15 protein-coding genes, 1 tRNA gene and 1 pseudogene are annotated in these 17,056 nt (G+C 61.1%); 7 read left to right on the top strand and 10 right to left on the bottom strand.

Features of this window, described 5'->3' with window-relative positions:
* Window positions 1-15 precede the first annotated feature (15 nt).
* Window positions 16-561, bottom strand: coding sequence for a dTDP-4-dehydrorhamnose 3,5-epimerase (gene rfbC / locus PFU01S_RS15305; protein ID WP_023535751.1), 546 nt, complete (start codon window positions 559-561; stop codon window positions 16-18).
* A gap of 267 nt (window positions 562-828) precedes the next feature.
* On the opposite strand from rfbC, the gene aguA reads away from it, so the two are divergent.
* On the top strand, window positions 829-1,935 hold the full coding sequence (gene aguA / locus PFU01S_RS15300; RefSeq protein WP_027914102.1) for an agmatine deiminase: 1,107 nt from the start codon (window positions 829-831) through the stop codon (window positions 1,933-1,935).
* A 449-nt stretch (window positions 1,936-2,384) separates the two neighbouring features.
* On the opposite strand, the gene PFU01S_RS15295 is transcribed toward aguA, so the two are convergent.
* Window positions 2,385-4,487, bottom strand: coding sequence for a TonB-dependent receptor (locus PFU01S_RS15295; RefSeq protein ID WP_028688172.1), 2,103 nt, complete (start codon window positions 4,485-4,487; stop codon window positions 2,385-2,387).
* A gap of 459 nt (window positions 4,488-4,946) precedes the next feature.
* Between PFU01S_RS15295 and PFU01S_RS15290 the strand changes: the two genes are divergently transcribed.
* Window positions 4,947-6,266: an OprD family porin gene (locus PFU01S_RS15290; protein WP_023535821.1), complete on the top strand. Its 1,320-nt coding sequence runs from the start codon at window positions 4,947-4,949 to the stop codon at window positions 6,264-6,266.
* 69 nt (window positions 6,267-6,335) lie between these two features.
* Here the strand turns inward: PFU01S_RS15290 and PFU01S_RS15285 are convergent, their stop codons facing one another.
* Window positions 6,336-7,703: an ATP-binding protein gene (locus PFU01S_RS15285; RefSeq protein WP_028688171.1), complete on the bottom strand. Its 1,368-nt coding sequence runs from the start codon at window positions 7,701-7,703 to the stop codon at window positions 6,336-6,338.
* A 1-nt stretch (window position 7,704) separates the two neighbouring features.
* On the bottom strand, window positions 7,705-8,427 hold the full coding sequence (locus tag PFU01S_RS15280) for a response regulator (protein WP_028688170.1): 723 nt from the start codon (window positions 8,425-8,427) through the stop codon (window positions 7,705-7,707).
* Window positions 8,428-8,567: 140 nt separating this feature from the next.
* On the opposite strand from PFU01S_RS15280, the gene PFU01S_RS15275 reads away from it, so the two are divergent.
* Window positions 8,568-10,865 carry a TonB-dependent siderophore receptor gene (locus tag PFU01S_RS15275; protein ID WP_028688169.1) on the top strand — a complete coding sequence of 766 codons (2,298 nt, stop codon included), beginning with the start codon at window positions 8,568-8,570 and terminating at the stop codon, window positions 10,863-10,865.
* Window positions 10,866-10,937: 72 nt separating this feature from the next.
* On the opposite strand, the gene PFU01S_RS15270 is transcribed toward PFU01S_RS15275, so the two are convergent.
* Window positions 10,938-11,144, bottom strand: a complete 207-nt coding sequence (locus PFU01S_RS15270; protein ID WP_028688168.1) for a DUF3079 domain-containing protein — start codon at window positions 11,142-11,144, stop codon at window positions 10,938-10,940.
* A 337-nt stretch (window positions 11,145-11,481) separates the two neighbouring features.
* On the opposite strand from PFU01S_RS15270, the gene PFU01S_RS15265 reads away from it, so the two are divergent.
* From PFU01S_RS15265 to PFU01S_RS15250, 4 genes are all read left to right on the top strand, one after another.
* Complete coding sequence (locus tag PFU01S_RS15265) at window positions 11,482-12,294, top strand: alpha/beta fold hydrolase (RefSeq protein WP_027914097.1); 813 nt, start codon at window positions 11,482-11,484, stop codon at window positions 12,292-12,294.
* A complete protein-coding gene (locus tag PFU01S_RS15260) occupies window positions 12,287-13,444 on the top strand; it encodes a PAS domain-containing sensor histidine kinase (protein ID WP_042139648.1) in 1,158 nt (385 codons plus the stop codon). Before PFU01S_RS15265 ends, PFU01S_RS15260 begins: the two co-directional genes overlap by 8 nt.
* 418 nt (window positions 13,445-13,862) lie before the next feature.
* The gene (locus tag PFU01S_RS15255) at window positions 13,863-14,102 is read left to right on the top strand and encodes a type II toxin-antitoxin system RelB/DinJ family antitoxin (RefSeq protein WP_028688166.1); all 240 of its coding nucleotides are present in this window, start codon (window positions 13,863-13,865) and stop codon (window positions 14,100-14,102) included.
* Entirely contained in the window at window positions 14,092-14,391 is a 300-nt protein-coding gene (locus tag PFU01S_RS15250; RefSeq protein WP_028688165.1) for a type II toxin-antitoxin system RelE family toxin, read from the top strand. The genes PFU01S_RS15255 and PFU01S_RS15250 overlap by 11 nt, the downstream gene beginning before the upstream one ends.
* Window positions 14,392-14,689: 298 nt before the next feature.
* Here PFU01S_RS15250 and PFU01S_RS15245 read toward each other — a convergent pair whose 3' ends face one another.
* The 5 genes and pseudogenes from PFU01S_RS15245 to PFU01S_RS15235 form a co-directional block, all read right to left on the bottom strand.
* Window positions 14,690-15,136: a type II toxin-antitoxin system HicB family antitoxin gene (locus PFU01S_RS15245; RefSeq protein ID WP_042139646.1), complete on the bottom strand. Its 447-nt coding sequence runs from the start codon at window positions 15,134-15,136 to the stop codon at window positions 14,690-14,692.
* Window positions 15,137-15,241: 105 nt separating this feature from the next.
* Window positions 15,242-15,406: a type II toxin-antitoxin system HicA family toxin gene (locus PFU01S_RS21860; RefSeq protein WP_081783995.1), complete on the bottom strand. Its 165-nt coding sequence runs from the start codon at window positions 15,404-15,406 to the stop codon at window positions 15,242-15,244.
* 585 nt (window positions 15,407-15,991) lie between these two features.
* Window positions 15,992-16,198: pseudogene (locus tag PFU01S_RS22685) on the bottom strand (tyrosine-type recombinase/integrase); the annotation flags it as partial.
* Window positions 16,199-16,355: 157 nt separating this feature from the next.
* Window positions 16,356-16,431, bottom strand: a tRNA-Thr gene (locus PFU01S_RS15240).
* A gap of 98 nt (window positions 16,432-16,529) precedes the next feature.
* Window positions 16,530-16,778, bottom strand: coding sequence for a hypothetical protein (locus PFU01S_RS15235; protein ID WP_023535804.1), 249 nt, complete (start codon window positions 16,776-16,778; stop codon window positions 16,530-16,532).
* Window positions 16,779-17,056: the final 278 nt, after the last annotated feature.

Below are 17,056 nucleotides of genomic sequence, written 5' to 3'. Positions count from 1 at the left end.
GCAATTATGCGCTAGTTAAGGCAGCACTTGTGCTTCTGCCCACGACACGCCCACCTTGTCCTTGTCTGACAGCACAGGCGGCTGTTGCAGGCCCCAGTCAATGGCCAGCGTCGGGTCGTCCCAGCGGATGCAGCGGTCAGCCTGGGGATTGTAGTAGTCGGTGGTCTTGTACAGAAACTCCGCCGAATCGCCCATCACCGCAAAGCCATGGGCAAAGCCTGCTGGGATCCACAACTGACGATGGTTTTCCGCCGACAGGTGCACCGCCACCCACTGGCCGAATGTTGGCGAGTGCCTGCGCACGTCCACGGCCACATCGCGGATCTCGCCCTGTACCACGCGCACCAGCTTGCCTTGGGTATTGGCCACCTGATAATGCAGCCCACGCAGCACGCCCCGGCCGGAGCGCGAGTGGTTGTCCTGGACGAACTCGACCTCGGCGCCGGTCAGCCGGGCAAACTCGCGGGCGTTGAAGGACTCGAAAAAAAAACCTCGGCTGTCGCCGAAGACCTTGGGTTCGATGATCAGCACTTCGGGGAGGGCAGTGGGTATCACGTTCATCGGGAAACACTCTGCAGGCTATGCGTTATGACCCTAGCTGGCAGACGCGTGCTTGTCCTGTCCAGAAGAGCGCCCGACAACGGTCTGAACACTGCTAGGGTTAGGTTGCGCACGACGAGCGTCACGTATTTGCCGATTATTATCGAAATATAATCCGTATATTATGCGCCTTCTCGAACGCTATTCTGTTTAAAGATGGATTTATATCGGTTATAAACGCTTTTTACGCCCACACCCTTCCGGGCAGGGCCATGACAGAGGTCAACGATGAAAACCCTCACTTCCACGCCACGTGCCGATGGTTTCCACATGCCCGCCGAATGGGCCCCGCAAACCCAGGTCTGGATGGTCTGGCCAGAGCGGCCGGATAACTGGCGACTGGGCGGTAAGCCGGCGCAGGCGGCCCATGTCACCTTGGCCAAGGCGATCGCGCGCTTCGAGCCGGTCACCGTGGGCGTCTCGGCGGGCCAGTATGAAAACGCGCGTCGCCTGCTGGACCAGCCCAATATCCGGGTCGTTGAACTGGGCAGCGATGATGCCTGGGTGCGTGACACCGGCCCCACCTTCGTGGTCAACGACAACGGCGAAGTGCGTGGCGTGGACTGGGATTTCAACGCCTGGGGTGGCTTCGAGGGTGGACTGTATGCACCGTGGAACCGGGACGAGGCATTGGCTGGCAAGGTGCTGGAGATGGAGCGCTGCCAGCGTTATCGCACCGAAGGGTTCGTGCTCGAAGGCGGCTCGATCCATGTGGACGGCGAAGGCACGGTGATCACCACCGAAGAGTGCCTGTTGAACCACAACCGTAATCCACACCTTAACCGCGAGCAGATCGAAACCGTGCTGCGCGACAACCTCGCGGTCGATACCGTGGTGTGGCTGCCGGACGGCCTGTACAACGACGAGACCGATGGCCATGTCGACAACTTCTGCTGTTACGTGCGCCCTGGCGAAGTGTTACTGGCCTGGACAGATGACGTGAACGACCCCAACTACGCGCGCTGCCACGCGGCCATGGAAGTGCTGCAGACCACCCGCGACGCCAAGGGGCGGGCCTTCGTCGTGCACAAGATGCCGATTCCCGGGCCGCTGTACGCCACCGAAGAAGAATGTGCCGGCGTCGACCAGGTGTCGGGCAGCCAGGAGCGTGACCCTTCGGTGCGTCTGGCAGGCTCGTACGTCAACTTCCTGATCGTCAACGGCGGCATCATCGCGCCGAGCTTCGACGACCCGGCCGATGCCGAGGCCAAGGCCATACTGTCGAGCATCTTCCCTGATCACGAGGTGGTGATGATCCCTGGACGGGAATTGCTGTTGGGTGGCGGTAACATCCATTGCCTGACCCAGCAGCAGCCGGCGCCTGTGCACCGTTGATGGTTCGTGGCGCGTGGTGAGGACGAGCACGCGCACAACCGCCCGGCGACGCCTGGCACCTGCAGTGGCATAGCTTTTGTATTGTTTTTCAAATAGATAGCCTGATGTAACCAGGTTACCTGCTTGTAACACTACTTGCGTAGGTTAGCTGCTCACGGGCCAGGAGTACGTGTAGAAATGAATGCAGCAAGTGAGTCGGCATTGCGCCCATTGGCAATAGACCAAGCATCGCTCGAGCGTTTGGCGACGTGGTTGAAGCACCATGGAAGCAGCAGGGTCAGGACGACCGACCCACGACGGCTACTTGCCGGGCGTTACCCTGAAGGACTGATCAGCGAGGCGGAGTTTCATGCGTTGATGGCGGTGTGGCGTTAGCCGCGACCCAACGTTGCTCAAACCCTGTACCACACTGGCAGGGGCAGCCCCGCAAAGGCTGCCCCTGCTGACGTTCAGAAGCTGTAGGTGCCTGTGACGACCAGGCTGCGGGGGTCGCCGACCTGGATCTGCGCTGCACTGGTCGCCGAACTGTAGTATGTCCGGTCGGCAATGTTGCTCAGCGCCGCCCGCACATCCCACGCCTGGGTGCGGTACCCGGCCAGCGCATCCCAGCGGCCATAACCTGGCAGCACCGTGGTGTTCTGGTTGTCGGCATACCGCTGACCGACCAGCGTCAGGCCTGTTTCGGCGTACCAGCCCAGTTCTGGCTTCCAGGTGACGAACAGGCTGGCGTTACGCTTGGCCACGTCATTGACCCGGTTACCTTGCTGGCCGTTGTTGTCCTTGACGATAGTGGCATCCTGCAAGCCAACCCCGCCGCGCACGTACCAGTTGCCGATCACATTGCCCGTGGCGGTCAACTCAATGCCGCGCGAGCGCTGAAGGCCGCTGAGCAAGGTGATTTCCGGGTTAAGCGGGTCGCGGGTACGACGGTTGTAAAGCTCCAGTTCATAGACCGCCAGGGTGGTGGTCAGGCGTTGGTCGAACCAGTCGCTCTTCACGCCAACTTCCTTTTGCCGGGTCAGCTCGGGTGCCGTCTCGTTGCTGTTGCCCGGGGCGCCCGGCGTGATGCCGATCAGGCCACCGCCTACCGGCGAGAAGGTCTTGCTCCATGATACGTAGAACGAGTGATCCTGCCACGGGGTGTACACGATCCCTATGCGAGGGCTGGTGGTCCGGCTGCTCTGTTTTTCGGACAGGCTGCGCACCTTGTTAGTGGTCTCCACGTCGAATTCATCGAAGCGCACGCCTGCCAGCAGCTGCCATTGATCGTTCAGGCGAAGCTGGTCTTGCAGGTACAGGCCACGGCTTTGCACCACGGTGTGGTTGTTGCTGGACATCACCATGCGACCGTTGTGCTGCTTGCTCCGGTCAGGGTCGTACAGGTCCAGCGGCGGCACGGGCCGCCCGCCGGCGTTTGCCGCAGCCGCGGTATACAAGGTAGGGTCGCGGCGTTGGCTGCCGAACTCCAGGCCCAGCAACAGCGTGTGCCCCAAGCCTAGTGTGTCAAAGGTGCCTTCGGCTTCCAGGGTGTTGAACAGGTTGCGGGTGTTCAGGTCCTGCTGCCAGCGCTGACGCGTCACCGTGCCATTGCTGGGGTTATAGGCGGTGGGGTAGGTGTTGTCGAATTCGCTGTCGAGCTTGAACAGGCTCAGGGTGTGACGCAGTTGCCACGCATCGTTGAGCTCGTAGTTCAGGCGTGAGCGCAAGGACTGCGCCCGGTCATCGATGAAGTCACGCTGTGTATCGCCGTAGGTCGTGCTGCGGCTGACGTTCGCCGGGCGGCCATCGACGCCGGGGATACCGCGGTCCGGCGTGCGGTTGAAGCGGCTGTACTCGTATTGCACCAGCCAGTTCAGCTGCGGCGTGACCTGCCAGCTGACCGAGGGCGCGAACAGCTGGCGGCTACCGTCGATACCGTCACGGAAGCTGTTGTTGTCCTGGTTACCCATGTTCAGGCGCAGGCTGACCGTGTCGCTGGGGTCTGCGCTCAGGTCGGCATACAGGCTGCGCAGATCCTCGCTGCCTGCCCGTGCCTCCAGGGTAGAGCGACGGCCTGCCTCGGGCGCCTTGCTGATGCGGTTGACGATACCCCCCTGGCCGCCCCGCCCATACAGCACGGCCGCCGGGCCTTTGAGCACATCGACCCGTTCGATGCTGTGCAGGTCGCGGATGTACTGGCTGTCATCGCGCACGCCGTCCAGATAGAAGTCATTGCCGGCTTCGAAGCCGCGAATGCGTACGCTGTCGAAGCGCGTGTCGGCACCACTGCTGACGTTGGGGATACCCTCGAGCGCTTTGCCCAGCGTGTCGCTGCCGTAGTCCAGCACCTGCGACGTCTTTATCGTATCCACCGCCTGCGGCACGGAGCGCACGGCAGTGGCGGTTCGAGTCGCGGTACCGACCTCACGCACCCGCGGGTTGTCTTTTTCCCGCTCGCTTTCGGCGGTGACGGACAGCTCAGGTAGGGTGGTGGTGGCAGCGCTTGTGGGGCTGGCAGCCAGCAGGCATGAAATGGAGAGCGTGATAGGAGCGAGGCGAGAAGGGGCAGGCATGGCGCACGTTTGACCGAGCAATAATGAAGGTGCGAATGATAATGGGTGCTATTTACTAATGCTCGCCTATTCTGAGCCCTGGATTTTTACGTTTGTATCACTTTGTAACTAATTACGAAGGCCTGCCAAGGGAACTTGTCGCTGTGATCAGGAAGAGTTTTCCATATCAAGAAGGAATATCCTCCTACAGCTTTAGTTCTAAAGAAAATGCCTCATGAGCGCTCGGTTTTTAGTTATATCAACCTGAATTTCACGTTTTTTTGACATTTGTAATCGCACGCCGCTAGGATTCGGCCACGCCTGCTGGCCAATCCGTTTGGCCATGCTGTTGCCAGGCCGGCCGCGTTTACCGGCAAAGGGGCTTTTGGCAGAACCTGCATAGCGTCGAACCTACGAAGGGGCGTTGGTTCATGGCGTCATTACGCAGCGCGTTTTCGATCAAGAAATAAGGAAAATAACATGTTGAATACCAGGATCAGCCTGGTCGCCCTGGCGATGATCGCCGCGACCCAGGCCCAGGCCAATGACCAGGCCGCCAGCAACGGCTTCATCGAGGACAGCCACGCCAACGTCCTTCTGCGCAACGCCTACATCAACCGTGACAAGAAGCACGGCACCGATGACCAGATCGAGTGGGGCCAGGCATTCATCGGTAACTTCTCGTCCGGCTTCACCCAGGGCACCGTCGGGGTCGGCGTCGATGCATTCGGCCTGTACGCCTTGCGCCTGGACGGCGGCAAGGGCCACAACGGTGGCGGCGGCGTCGACTTCTTCAAGCCGCACGACACCACCAACGCCGATGGCAATGCCCGTTCGCCGCACAACCTGGCCCGTGCCGGTGCCGCCGTGAAGTTCCGCATTTCCAACACCGTGCTCAAGTACGGTGACCAGATGCCCGCCCTGCCAGTGCTCCAGTACGACGATGCGCGCCTGCTGCCGGAAAGCTTCACCGGCACCCTGATCACCTCCAAGGAAATCGAAGGCCTGGAGCTGAACGCCGGTCGCTTCACCCAGGAAGCGCGCAAGAGCGCCGAACGTCGCGATGGCGGTGGTCTGAAGTCGATCAACGTGTTGGGCGGTAGCTACAAGTTCAACGACAACTTCACCGCGTCGCTGTACACCGCCGACACCGAAGACGTGATGAAGAAGCACTACCTGGGCTTGAACTACGTCTACGCCATTGCCGAGAACCAGTCCCTGACCCTGGACTTCAACGGCTACAAGTCGAGCATCGACAACAAGTACGTGCGTGAAGCGGGCCTGAACGGCGACTCGAACACCATCTGGAGCCTGGCCGCCACCTACGCCTACGGCGCCCACTCGTTTACCCTCGCTCACCAGCGCAGCACTGGCAGCACCGGCTACAACTACGGCTGGTATCAGAACCAGGGCGGCGTGGGTGACGGTGGCTCGACCATCTTCCTGGCCAACTCCTACTGGTCCGACTTCAATGCCGAGGACGAGCGTTCCTGGCAGCTGGGCTATGGCCTGGACTTCGGTGCCTACGGCATCCCTGGCCTGACCTACAAGCTGGCCTACGTGGTGGGTGACAACATCAACACCCGCAATGTCGCCAACCCACAGGGCTTCGGCGAAGGCAAGGAGCGCGAGATCTTCAACCAGATCCGCTACGTGGTACAGGAAGGCCCTGCCAAGGACCTGTCGGTCAAGCTGCGCAGCTCGTTCCTGCGTACCAACAATGCCGTGCGCCAGAACGGTTACAACGACGACGGCAACGAAGTCCGCGTATTCGTCGAGTACCCGATCAGCATCTTCTGATCCGGTCACCCACGCAGGCCACCTTCGCACCGCGTGCGCCGTTGGCCTGAGCCTACGGGCTGCCCGTCTCTAGACAGGCAGCTCAAGGGTCACGCGCAACCCGCCCCCCTCACGGTTGCGCACCCGCAATGCCCCCCCATGGCTGGTCATGATTCGCTCGACGATACTCAGCCCCAGCCCATACCCGCCGGATGCCTGGTTACGCGAGCTCTCGCCCCGTACGAACGGTTCGGTGACGGTCGCCAGCAGGTGCGGCGCAATGCCTGGGCCTCGATCCTCGACGTGAACCAGCACCCGTGCCCCTACGCGCTCCACCGACACACTCACCTGACTGGCATAACGCAATGCATTGACCAGCAGGTTTTGCAGGCAACGCTGCACCATCAGGGCATCGACGCTCACCACGCCGCCATGGCCGTGCACGGGTATGGGTTCGTCGGCAGTGGCCAGCTCGGCGCACTGGCGTATCACCAGGCGATCCATGTCGACCGGTTGCAGGTTTTGCTGCTCGCCCGCACGCAGGTAGTCCAGCACCTGGCCGATCATGTCGTCCATCTGGGCGATGTTCTGCCGTAAGCGCTGCCGGTGTTCGTCGTCGGGCATGCGTTCCAGGCGCAGGCGCATGCGCGTCAGCGGGGTGCGCAGGTCATGGGAGACAGCAGCGAGAAAGTAAGCCTTGTCGTTGACCATGGCGATCAGGCGCTGCTGCATGGCGTTGAAGGCTTGCGCGGCCTGACGAACCTCATCGGGACCATCGAGCGCCAGCGGCGGTTGTTGCAGGTTGCTGCCCAGCGCCAGCGCCGCATCCGCCAGGCGGCGTAGCGGACGCAGGCACAGGCGCACGGCAATCAGGCACACCACCAGCACGGCGACAATGCGCAACGCGTACACCCGCAGCAGGTAGTCACTGATCAGCAGCCAGGCGGATTCGCCGCTCCAGCCCTGCAGTTCCTGCCCGTCGATGGTCAGCCAATGCCCGTCTGCCAACGGCACCGCAAACTGAAGATGGGCCTGGGCGGTGCGCAGCCCGAACAGGCTGCGCCAGACGATCGGCTGGCCCAGTTCGTCGGTCAACTGCACCTTCATCAAGCGCACCTGCGGCTCATGGCCAAGCTCGTATTTCAGTGCCTGATGAAGCAGCAACTCGACCCGTTTGCGCCCGCGCCGTTCGTCCTGCTGCAGTACGGGCAGCTGCTCGGCGCAGCGCAACTGGTAATGGGCCGGCACCTTGAGCACGCCGGCATGACAGCTGGCCTGCTGGATCAGCGGTGCACTGCGCGCCGCAATCAAGCGCACGGGGGCTTCGAACACCTGGGCGAAGCGCACATCGAACCAGATGCTGCTGGACATCAACTGAATGGCCAGGGTGCCGCCCACCATGATCAGCATCAGCTGCCCGAACAGCGTGCGCGGCCACAGTCGGCGAGCCCAGCGCATGTCAGGCCGTAGCCTGGGTCTGAGCAATGCTCAGCAGATAACCTTCGTTGCGGATGGTGAGGATCTGCGCCACATCGCCAGGCGCATGGCGCAGATGCTGGCGCAGGCGGCTGACGCACATGTCGACCGAGCGATCGTCCGGCAGGTGGTCGCGGCTGAAGGCACTACGTGTCAACTGGTCGCGAGACACCACACGGTTGTTGGCTTCGAGCAGTTCGCGCAGCACCCGATAATCGGAGCGCGGCAAGGTCAAGGTGTGCCCGTCGGGGCGGGTCAGCAGGCGCTTGATATGTTCCAGGCGAAAACCTGCAAAGACATGGGCTTGGACCTGGGTTGGCTCCTGTACGGCAGCCTCCAGCCGATGGGGCCTGCGCAGCACGGCCTTGATCCTGGCAATGAGTTCTCGGGGTTCGAAAGGCTTGGCCAGGTAATCGTCGGCCCCTACTTCCAGGCCAATGATGCGGTCCAGTGCACTGCCCTTGGCCGACAGCATGATCACCGCCAACCCCGGCAGGGCCTGCAACTGACGGCACAGGCTCAGGCCATCTTCACCGGGCAGCATCAGGTCCAGCACCACAAGGTCCACCTTTTGCCGCGCCAGGTGCTCGTGCATCTGCTTGCCGTCGGCCGCCGCCAGTACGACGTAGCCTGCATCGGTCAGGTAATCGCACAGCAGCTCGCGAATCTCGTCGTCGTCATCAACAACCAGCAGGGTTGTGCTCATCTGAAAAAACACCTGTGAGGCGGGCGTCGTCAACGCCCGTTACGTTGCATTACATCCTCGTACATGTCGGGTGTAGAGCCCGGAGGACTGATCCCTAGAATCCTAACAAAAAATCATCTGCAAATACGAAGCCTTCCCAAATGAATCCCTCAAGCATCGCCAACACCTTCACCGCGTTCACCTGTGGCGGCACCCGCCTCAAGCCAATTGCCTTCTTCGTCGGCCTCGCCATCAGCGGTGGCGTCATGGCCGCCGACAGCGCACCTCTGGTGCTCGATGCCACTCAAATCGAAGACAGTGCCCTGCTGCCCCAGGACGATGCCGGCCAGCTGGGCTACACCGTCGAACGCACGCGCAGCTCCACCGGCCTGGCGCTGACCCCACGGCAAACGCCACAGTCGGTCACCACCATCACCCGCCAGCAGATGGATGACCGCGCCATCCACAGCATCGAGCAGGCGCTGGAAACCACCCCCGGGGTAACCGCCAGCAAAGCCGAAGTGGGCGGACGCACCGATTACCGCGCCCGTGGCTACTCCATCACCAACTGGAAAATCGACGGCCTGCAGGCACCCGGCGCGTCCGACTTCAGCGGTAGCGGCAACGCCCTGAACATGGACCTGTACGAGCGCATCGACATCGTGCGCGGTGCCAACGGCCTGCTCGGCGGAACCGGTGACCCGTCCGCCACCATCGACCTGATTCGCAAGGCGCCCACTCGCACCTTCGGCGGCAGCGCCTATGCCACCTACGGCAGTTGGGACAAACGCCGCCTGGGCGCCGACCTGAACCTGCCGCTGTCCGAAGACGGCCGCCTGCGCTCGCGTTTCGTGGTGACCCAGCAGGACGCCAACTCGTTCCGCGACTACCAGTCCGACCGTTCACGCGCGGCCCTGGCCAACTTCGAGTTCGACCTGGACGACGCCACCACCCTAGGTGCCGGCTATCAGTACGAGTACAACAAGGTGGTGGGCGGTGGCTGGGGCGCGAACATCCCCATCTGGTACCGCGACGGCAGCAAGACCGACCTGCCACGCAGCTCCAACCTGGTACCAAGCTGGAGCTTTGGCGAGTACACCACCCGCACCGCCTTTGGCTCGCTGGTGCACCGCTTCGACAACGACTGGTCGCTGGACCTGAAGGCATCCCAGAGCACGACCGATGCCCTCAACCACCGAGGCCTGGGCAAGGTCAACTCGGCAGGGCGTGGCCGGTTCGGCGGCTACTGGAATCAGGACGGCAGCGGCGCAGTGCTCAACGGCCTGCACAGCTCGAGCGACACCACCCAGCAGTCGGCGCAGATCGACCTGTCCGGCCCGTTCCAGTTGTTTGGCCGTACGCACCAGGCCATGGTCGGCTACAACGACAGCCGTAGCGTGCAGTGGTCCCCGGAATACCGCTGCAGCATGGTCGGTGGCGGCAAGGCCACCGATCCAGTGGTGGGCTGCTTGTTCCGCGCCAACAATGGCCTGCCCATCAGCGACTGGCGCAATGGCGTGGACGGGGACTATGCCATGCTGGCTTCGCAGACCGGCAAGCACAGCAAGACCACCACCCGCCTGCAAGGCATGTACGCCGCGACCCGCCTGAGCATCACCGACCCACTGTCGGTGATCCTGGGCGTGCGCACCACTGACTACTCGGCCATCACCCGCAGCGTGGATGCCGTGCGCACCAGCCAGGAAGAAAACGGCGTTGTGACTCCCTACCTGGGCGCGGTCTACGACCTCAACGACACCTACTCGCTGTACGCCAGCTACACCGACATCTTCAACCCGCAAACCCAGGAAACCAGTGCCGGCAGCCGGGTCGAGCCGATCCGTGGGCAAAGCTACGAGACGGGCATCAAAGGCGCCTGGTTCGACGGTCGCCTGAACGCCTCTGCGGCGTACTTCCGCACCAAGCAGGAAAACAAGGCCGTGCTGGACGGCGGCCTGTCGACCCCGACCGGTGGCGATGCCTACAAAGCAGGCTCAGGCCAGGAAACCGACGGTATCGATCTGGAAATCGCCGGCGCCTTGACCCCGGACTGGAACGTGTACGCCGGCTACACCTACCTGCACTTCCGCCGCGTCGACAGCGACGGGCGCAGCGACCCTTCGCACCTGTTCAAGGCCTCTACCACCTACCACCTCAGCGGCCCACTCGACCGCCTGACGGTCGGCGCCGGCGTTACCGCGCAGTCCAATATCCGCGCCCTTTCCAGCCCGGCGGGCCAGCCCGTCAACGGCGTGAGCAGTGGTGCCACCGACGTGAACTGGTCCGGCTACGCCATCTGGAACGCCATGGCCAAGTACCAGGTGACCGACGACACCAGCGTGACCCTCAATGCCAACAACCTCTTCGACAAGCACTACTACACCCGCTACGGGTTCTATGCAGGGGCCGTTTACGGTGACCCGCGCAGCTTGTCGCTGACCGTCAACACCACCTTCTGATCCACGTTGCAAGGACGAACACCTCACCAGCACCCGGCGGGTGAGGTGGTTCATGCAGGGCTGAGGGCGCGGTCAGAGGATGGGGGGCTTCGCGTTATCCACAGCGGGCGGCTCGAACCTGTCATCGAAGCTGTCCCAGTCTTCGCCGAACAGCTCCATCGGGTGCATGGTCCGGTCGGCACCATTGCCGCATGCCAGCGCCTTGGCTGGGCAATACAGATCGCAGCCCCAGCAAATGCGCTCGGGGTGGCTGGGGTGCTTCGGGAATTTCTTGGCCATGAGGTGCCTCCGGCAGGCGGTACATGACCTGAGCCTAACCTTCGCAGCGCTATTCGAGTTGACCGAAGTCAAACACCAGCCAATGGCATCCTGATCATCGCCTGACCGTCTGTCCCCAGAAAATTGGCAGAAACTTCTACGTCGCTTGCCTATATAGCGTAATGTGGGCGTCCCGATCCGTGAACTGTTACAGCACAAGACCCCACTAAGTCATTAGCGGGGCGATGACGCGTCGCTCAACGGCACCTTTCTGTAGGGCTTCCCTCAACTATTCTCAGCAAGGACTTGAACGGATCGTGACAGCTCAGCATGACGTTGAACGGTATTGGGGAGAGGTATGACCCTGCAAAAACGTAACAACGTCCAGGTTGCCGGAGCCGGTGACGTGACCCTCGTTCTGTCCCATGGTTTCGGCTGCGACCAATCCATGTGGCGGCTGCTGCTCCCGCACTTTCTCGAACGCTTCCGGGTCGTGACCTACGACTTGGTCGGGGCGGGGCACTCGGACCTGAGTGCCTACAAGCACGACAAGTACTCCACGCTGTGGGGCTACGCGAGCGATCTCAACGAAATCATCGACGAATACGCCCAAGGCCCGGTCATCGTGGTCGCCCACTCGGTCAGCGCCATGATCACTGCCCTGGCCGAGCGCCAGCGGCCAGGCCGCCTGATGGGGCTGGTCATGGTGGGCGGCTCGCCCTGTTACGTCGACGACGAGGCGTACACCGGCGGCTTCACCCCCGATGAAGTGCACGACCTGCTGACCACCCTCGACGAAAACTACCTGGGTTGGTCCAGCTCCATGGCCCCCGTGCTGATGGGGACCCCCGGCCAGCCGGCCCTGGAGCAGGAACTGGCCAGCAGTTTCAGCCGCACCGACGCCCAGATCGCCCGGCACTTCGCCCGCGTGATCTTCCTGTCCGACCACCGCAAGGACGTGACAGGCCTGCAGCTGCCCACCCTGATCGTGCAATGCACCGGGGACCCCGTCGTGCCTTTAGCGGTAGGCAACTACCTGCACGCCGTCATGCCCAGCAGCCAGCTGAGCATCATCGAGAACATGGGCCATTACCCCCAGCTGAGCGCGTCAGGCGCTTGTGCGGCCGCGATGGACCAATTCTTCACCCACCTTGGCCTCGACCATGGATAACACGGCGCTGCTGTCCACCCAGGCCTTCTTCGAGCACGCACCCTGTGCCCTGGTGGTGATGGCGCCCGACGGCACCCTGGTGCGCTGCAACCAGACACTGGCCGACTGGCTGGGGTACGACAGCGCCACCCTGCACGCGATGAGCTTCGACCAACTGCTGCCCGCCGACGGCCGCGTGTTCCTGCTGACCCACTGGGGCCCACTGCTGAACATGCAGGGGTCGATCTCCGAAGTGAAGATCGCCCTGCGCCACCGCGACGGCCGCAAGCTGCCCATGCTGCTCAGCGGCGTGCGCCGCGAAAGCGTTGACGGCATCCGTTACCATCTGGCGCTGTTCAGCGCGCTCGAAAGCACCAGCAGTGGCAAGGCTGCCCTGGAAGCCATGCAACGCGCCGAAGAAATGCTGGCGCAGAAGATAGAAGCCGAAAGCGCCCTGCAGCGCGCCCAGGCCGAACTCGCCGCCGCCTACCAGGAAGTCCAGCGCCGTGCCGTCTTCTCCGAACAGATGGTCGCCATTGCCAGCCACGACTTGAAGAACCCCCTGACCGCCATCCAGATGGCCGCGTCCATGCTCAAGCGCGATCTACCAAGCGACCGTGCTCGGCGCTTGTTGGCGGGCATCGATACCTCGACCGAGCGCGCGCTGCGCATGATCGTCGACCTGCTCGACTTCGCCTCGGTCAGGCTCGGCCCCGGCATGACCATCCGCCGCGAGCCAGTGGACCTGGTGCGTGCCGTGGATTATTCGGTGAGCGAGCTGAAGGTGGCCTTCCCTGATGCACAGATTCGGCATTACGCCCGCGGTTGGCGCGTGGTGCAGGTCGACCCGGATCGGTTGCAGCAGTTAATGGGTAACCTGGTGGCCAACGCTGTCGCCTATGGCGACCTTCGCTATCCCATTACCGTGACCACGGATTTCTCGGATGACGGGGCGGTGGTGACTGTGCATAACCATGGTGCTGCAATCGATGACGCGCTGCTGCCCACGTTGTTCGAGCCGATGACCCGAGGCAGCGATTGCCAGGACACGGTGCGGTCGGTGGGGCTGGGGTTGTTCATCGTGAAGAAGATCGCCGAGGCGCATGGGGGGAGTGTGAATATGTGCTCGGATGGGGTGTTGGGCACACGGTTTGAGGTTTGGTTGGGGTGAGGGGCCTTGGGCAGGTGCGCTCAATTCACCGGGAATCCTAACCCGTATCTTGCGTAAGCGCCGTCCCATACGAGCAACCCCCCCAACACCGCATCCGGAACCGAGCGAATCCCAGTGTGGGAGCGGCCTCGCGCCGCGATGGGCTGCACAGCAGCCCCAGCAATCCCGAACCTACACAAAAAATCTCCGGGATGACCGGCAAGCTCGATACCTTGCCGTCCGAGCAGATAAGTCACGTGGCTGAATCTGAGTAAACTTTTAGGCGTATTCCAGCCCCAGCTCTGAAATTCTGGCTATCGAAAAAACGACTCAGCCTGCAACGCATAGGCTTCTGTCAGCTTGTCTCCCCACGCCACTTGCCATGAGCTAAGAATTAAGTCACTGTAAAGACCATTGTCATTACAGCGAGCAAGCCATCATGGCCTCCATCAACGTCCGCATCGACGACGATCTCAAAACCCGAGCCTACCGTGAGCTCGAGCGCTTGGGCGTGACGCCCTCGGAGCTCATGCGTCAGGCATTACAGTACGTGGCCGAGCGTGGACAGCTACCGTTCAGGCCTGTGCTCATGACGGATGAGGATGAAACGCTGCTGGCGACCGTCCGCGAGCGCCTTGCCGACCCTCAGCGAGTGAAGGTTTCTCTGGATGACCTATAGCCTTGAGTTCGATGCGAGAGCGCTGAAGGAATGGCAGAAGCTTGGGGATACGATCCGGCAACAACTCAAGAAAAAACTCGCCTCGGTTTTGCTAAATCCCAGAGTCGAAGCGAACCGGCTACACAGCTTGCCGGATTGCTACAAGATCAAGCTGCGCAGTAGCGGCTACCGATTGGTCTATCAGGTGATCGATCAGGAGGTTGTTGTATTTGTGGTAGCTATCGATAAGCGCGAACGAGAGCAGGCTTATCACAAGGCAGCCGAGCGAGTCTTGAGTAAAACGTCATGACGAAAAAGCCCGCCGGAAGGCGTAATGCTGTTCATTTAGGGCCGCTTCGCGACCCATCGCGGTACAAGGCCGCTCACACATTGACTGCGTGACGCTTCAGTTAGCGGACTCATTGGGCATTGTGGGGCCTCGCGCGGCGATGGGCTGCACTGCAGCCCCAACAAGGCGTTTCGGAAGTTCGATTAATACCCCGTGAGCTCTCAAGTTTCGCAAAGTTGATTCAGTGCTTCACTTGCGTTTCTTGCCCGTATACCTAGTCATTATTAGGGCGCCCTGGGGCGCCCTTAATGTTTTCAAGTCATACTGTCTTTCTGGTTTTTAAAGCGTCTATACCTTCGTTTAAGTTTTTCGCCAGCTCATGCAGTGCCGCCGCGGCTAAAAATCCTGATCTGGACGCATAAGCGCTATCTTCTTTCACGCGATCATCTATGCGTTTTAGGAGACCTTCTGGTAAAGACGCGTTAATGCGAACCGACTTCCCATAGTAGGGGGTAACGTCAAATTCTACGAATGCCCAGATGCCATCAGCATAAGCTGGGTCCTTCCTATGAAGCTCGATGTTTTGAGGTTGCGGCAGAGGCTCTCCATCTTCTACCAACCCTTCAAAGTGCATCTCTAACGCCAGTTGGACTTCGCTCAATGCTTCATCGATCGTTTCGCCAGCAGAGAAGCAGCCCGGTACGTCTGGAACTGTCACTCCGTAGTCGGAGTCTTCATCTTTATGCAAAACAACTGGGTATTTCATTTTAAACATCCCTCCGAAAAAGTTCGGCGATTCGATTTCACTATTGCTAACAGCAAGCTTACGATCTTCCAGCAAGTGTAAAGCCGGTCAGAGACCGGCTTGCTTTCAGATGTTTCGAAGCGTCCCGATTGCCACATCTTTATTCGGATGAGGAACCGTAACCCGCCCCGTCTTGGTTGGATGCTTGAACTGCTGGTGGCTCCCATCAGTCCCTTTGACTCTGACCCAACCGTCATCCTTCAGCCGCTTGATGATGTCTCGGCTGTGCACGGGCACCTCCTCAAAGCTTGCCGCAGTTGTGTGTATACTACACAACGAATCAGAGGATTGTACACACTAGTACACAATATCTAAGATCCAACAACCCAACGCTTGTTCCCCAGAGCAGGGGGATGAGCTCACATCGACCGTATTTGCATACGCTTCACCTCCGTTTGCTAATCCTCGCCCCACCGTATCCTGCCTAGAATGCTGAGCGTTATCAGGGATGGCCCCTGCGACCTGTGGGGGATGTCCTCTAGTCTGTGGCTGGCGGCTCCTGACGTCGTGGAGCGAGGGCATCTCATGATCTGGCCTCTTGAAGCCGTTAAAGGTGGGCGGGTAGAGGCTGCATTGGCTGACGAGACCAGTGCTGCGAGATCCTGAGTTGGATGAAATGCAGCAATGCGATGACCGGGGCATGCCCGACTGTTAGTCAGGTGCACCCCATTCCTTGGTCTGCGGCACCATCCCCTACATCGCTGCTGCTAGAGCCATTGGCGTCTGTCACGCCTATGTCAGGAGTGAAGTTGCCGCAAAACCAAATGCGATAAGGGCTGCAGCACTGTCAAGAGCGCCCGGCTCTTCCCATTGAAAGAGACGGATCACTGGATAACTGCTTAGGGCAGTCAGGCCTTCTCGGCCATCGGGTTTCACGTACCTGAGCCGCCCGCCCTTGCGGCCGTTGGATTGCACAAGCAGGTCAAGACCGCCCCCATCGAAGAGCTTGTACTCGCGCTTTCTGGGCTTTGCCGTGCGACAGGGGGTACCGGTAGGCGGGGCAGTTTTGCGGGCCGCAAGGATAGTCTCCGATATCGAAACGGACCTCTACCCTTAAAACTAGCCTTATTAGCGCTGGCCACTCCCGAAATCCGACGGCACGCCAAAACGAAAAAACCCGCCAGAAGGCGGGTTTTCCGGGGGTTCCAGAGATTTTGAAAACCTTCTCTGGAACCTTATATGGTGCCGGCACCAGGAATCGAACCCGGGACCTACTGATTACAAGTCAGTTGCTCTACCAGCTGAGCTATACCGGCAATGGGGCGTCATTATAACGATCGTTTGGCGTGTGTAAACCACTTCCTTGCGATTGTTTGAAAATGACCTAACTCACCGACCCAAAAGGGAAATTTTCTTACCAGCCGCGGTGGAGGGTGGTGACGTTTGGTTCGGTCTTGCCGGGGTTGAAGAACAGCTTGTCGTTGTCGCAACCGCGCTTGCGGCAGGTGTTGTCGGCGCGCAGGGGTAGGCCTCGGTCGCCGCCCAGCTGCATGCCGGGGTGGTTCCAGCCGAGGTTGCCGGGGGCGGGGTGCGAGGGGCCGCTGGCGCAGGCGGTGAGGGCCAGGGCGAAGGCGAGCAGGGCGAGGGGCTTGGCTTGGGTCACGAGAGTCAGGTCCGTTGTCGAATCTGGCGCAACGCCAGATGGCCGCAGGGCTGGCAGGCAGCGCGCGACGTCACTTTTTAATGTTTTGGGGGGCGCATGATACACGGTTGTGGGGGCGGGGATTAGGGGTGGGATGTTGCGGGGAGTGTGCGGTGGGTCATGGAATTGGAAGTTGAGTGGGTTTTTGGGGGAGGCGGGGGTGTGTGGGGCTGTGGATATGGGGTTTGGGGTGGAGTTGCTGGGGCCGCTTTGCGGCCCATCGCGGCGCGAGGCCGCTT

It is taken from the genome of Pseudomonas fulva NBRC 16637 = DSM 17717 (assembly GCF_000730565.1).
In the GTDB taxonomy this organism is placed as follows: Bacteria; Pseudomonadota; Gammaproteobacteria; order Pseudomonadales; family Pseudomonadaceae; genus Aquipseudomonas; species Aquipseudomonas fulva.
The sequence above is the reverse complement of the archived record's forward strand: the minus strand, read 5'-3'. Positions and strand labels throughout refer to the sequence as shown.

Coding starts and splice junctions, on each gene's coding strand:
- PFU01S_RS15275 (WP_028688169.1), top strand. CDS start 8,568: ATGAATCCCTCAAGCATCGCCAACACCTTCACCGCGTTCACCTGTGGC.
- PFU01S_RS15250 (WP_028688165.1), top strand. CDS start 14,092: ATGACCTATAGCCTTGAGTTCGATGCGAGAGCGCTGAAGGAATGGCAG.
- PFU01S_RS15280 (WP_028688170.1), bottom strand. CDS start 8,427: ATGAGCACAACCCTGCTGGTTGTTGATGACGACGACGAGATTCGCGAG.
- PFU01S_RS15285 (WP_028688171.1), bottom strand. CDS start 7,703: ATGCGCTGGGCTCGCCGACTGTGGCCGCGCACGCTGTTCGGGCAGCTG.
- PFU01S_RS15255 (WP_028688166.1), top strand. CDS start 13,863: ATGGCCTCCATCAACGTCCGCATCGACGACGATCTCAAAACCCGAGCC.
- PFU01S_RS15260 (WP_042139648.1), top strand. CDS start 12,287: ATGGATAACACGGCGCTGCTGTCCACCCAGGCCTTCTTCGAGCACGCA.
- PFU01S_RS15245 (WP_042139646.1), bottom strand. CDS start 15,136: ATGAAATACCCAGTTGTTTTGCATAAAGATGAAGACTCCGACTACGGA.
- aguA (WP_027914102.1), top strand. CDS start 829: ATGAAAACCCTCACTTCCACGCCACGTGCCGATGGTTTCCACATGCCC.
- PFU01S_RS15265 (WP_027914097.1), top strand. CDS start 11,482: ATGACCCTGCAAAAACGTAACAACGTCCAGGTTGCCGGAGCCGGTGAC.
- rfbC (WP_023535751.1), bottom strand. CDS start 561: ATGAACGTGATACCCACTGCCCTCCCCGAAGTGCTGATCATCGAACCC.
- PFU01S_RS15270 (WP_028688168.1), bottom strand. CDS start 11,144: ATGGCCAAGAAATTCCCGAAGCACCCCAGCCACCCCGAGCGCATTTGC.
- PFU01S_RS15295 (WP_028688172.1), bottom strand. CDS start 4,487: ATGCCTGCCCCTTCTCGCCTCGCTCCTATCACGCTCTCCATTTCATGC.
- PFU01S_RS15290 (WP_023535821.1), top strand. CDS start 4,947: ATGTTGAATACCAGGATCAGCCTGGTCGCCCTGGCGATGATCGCCGCG.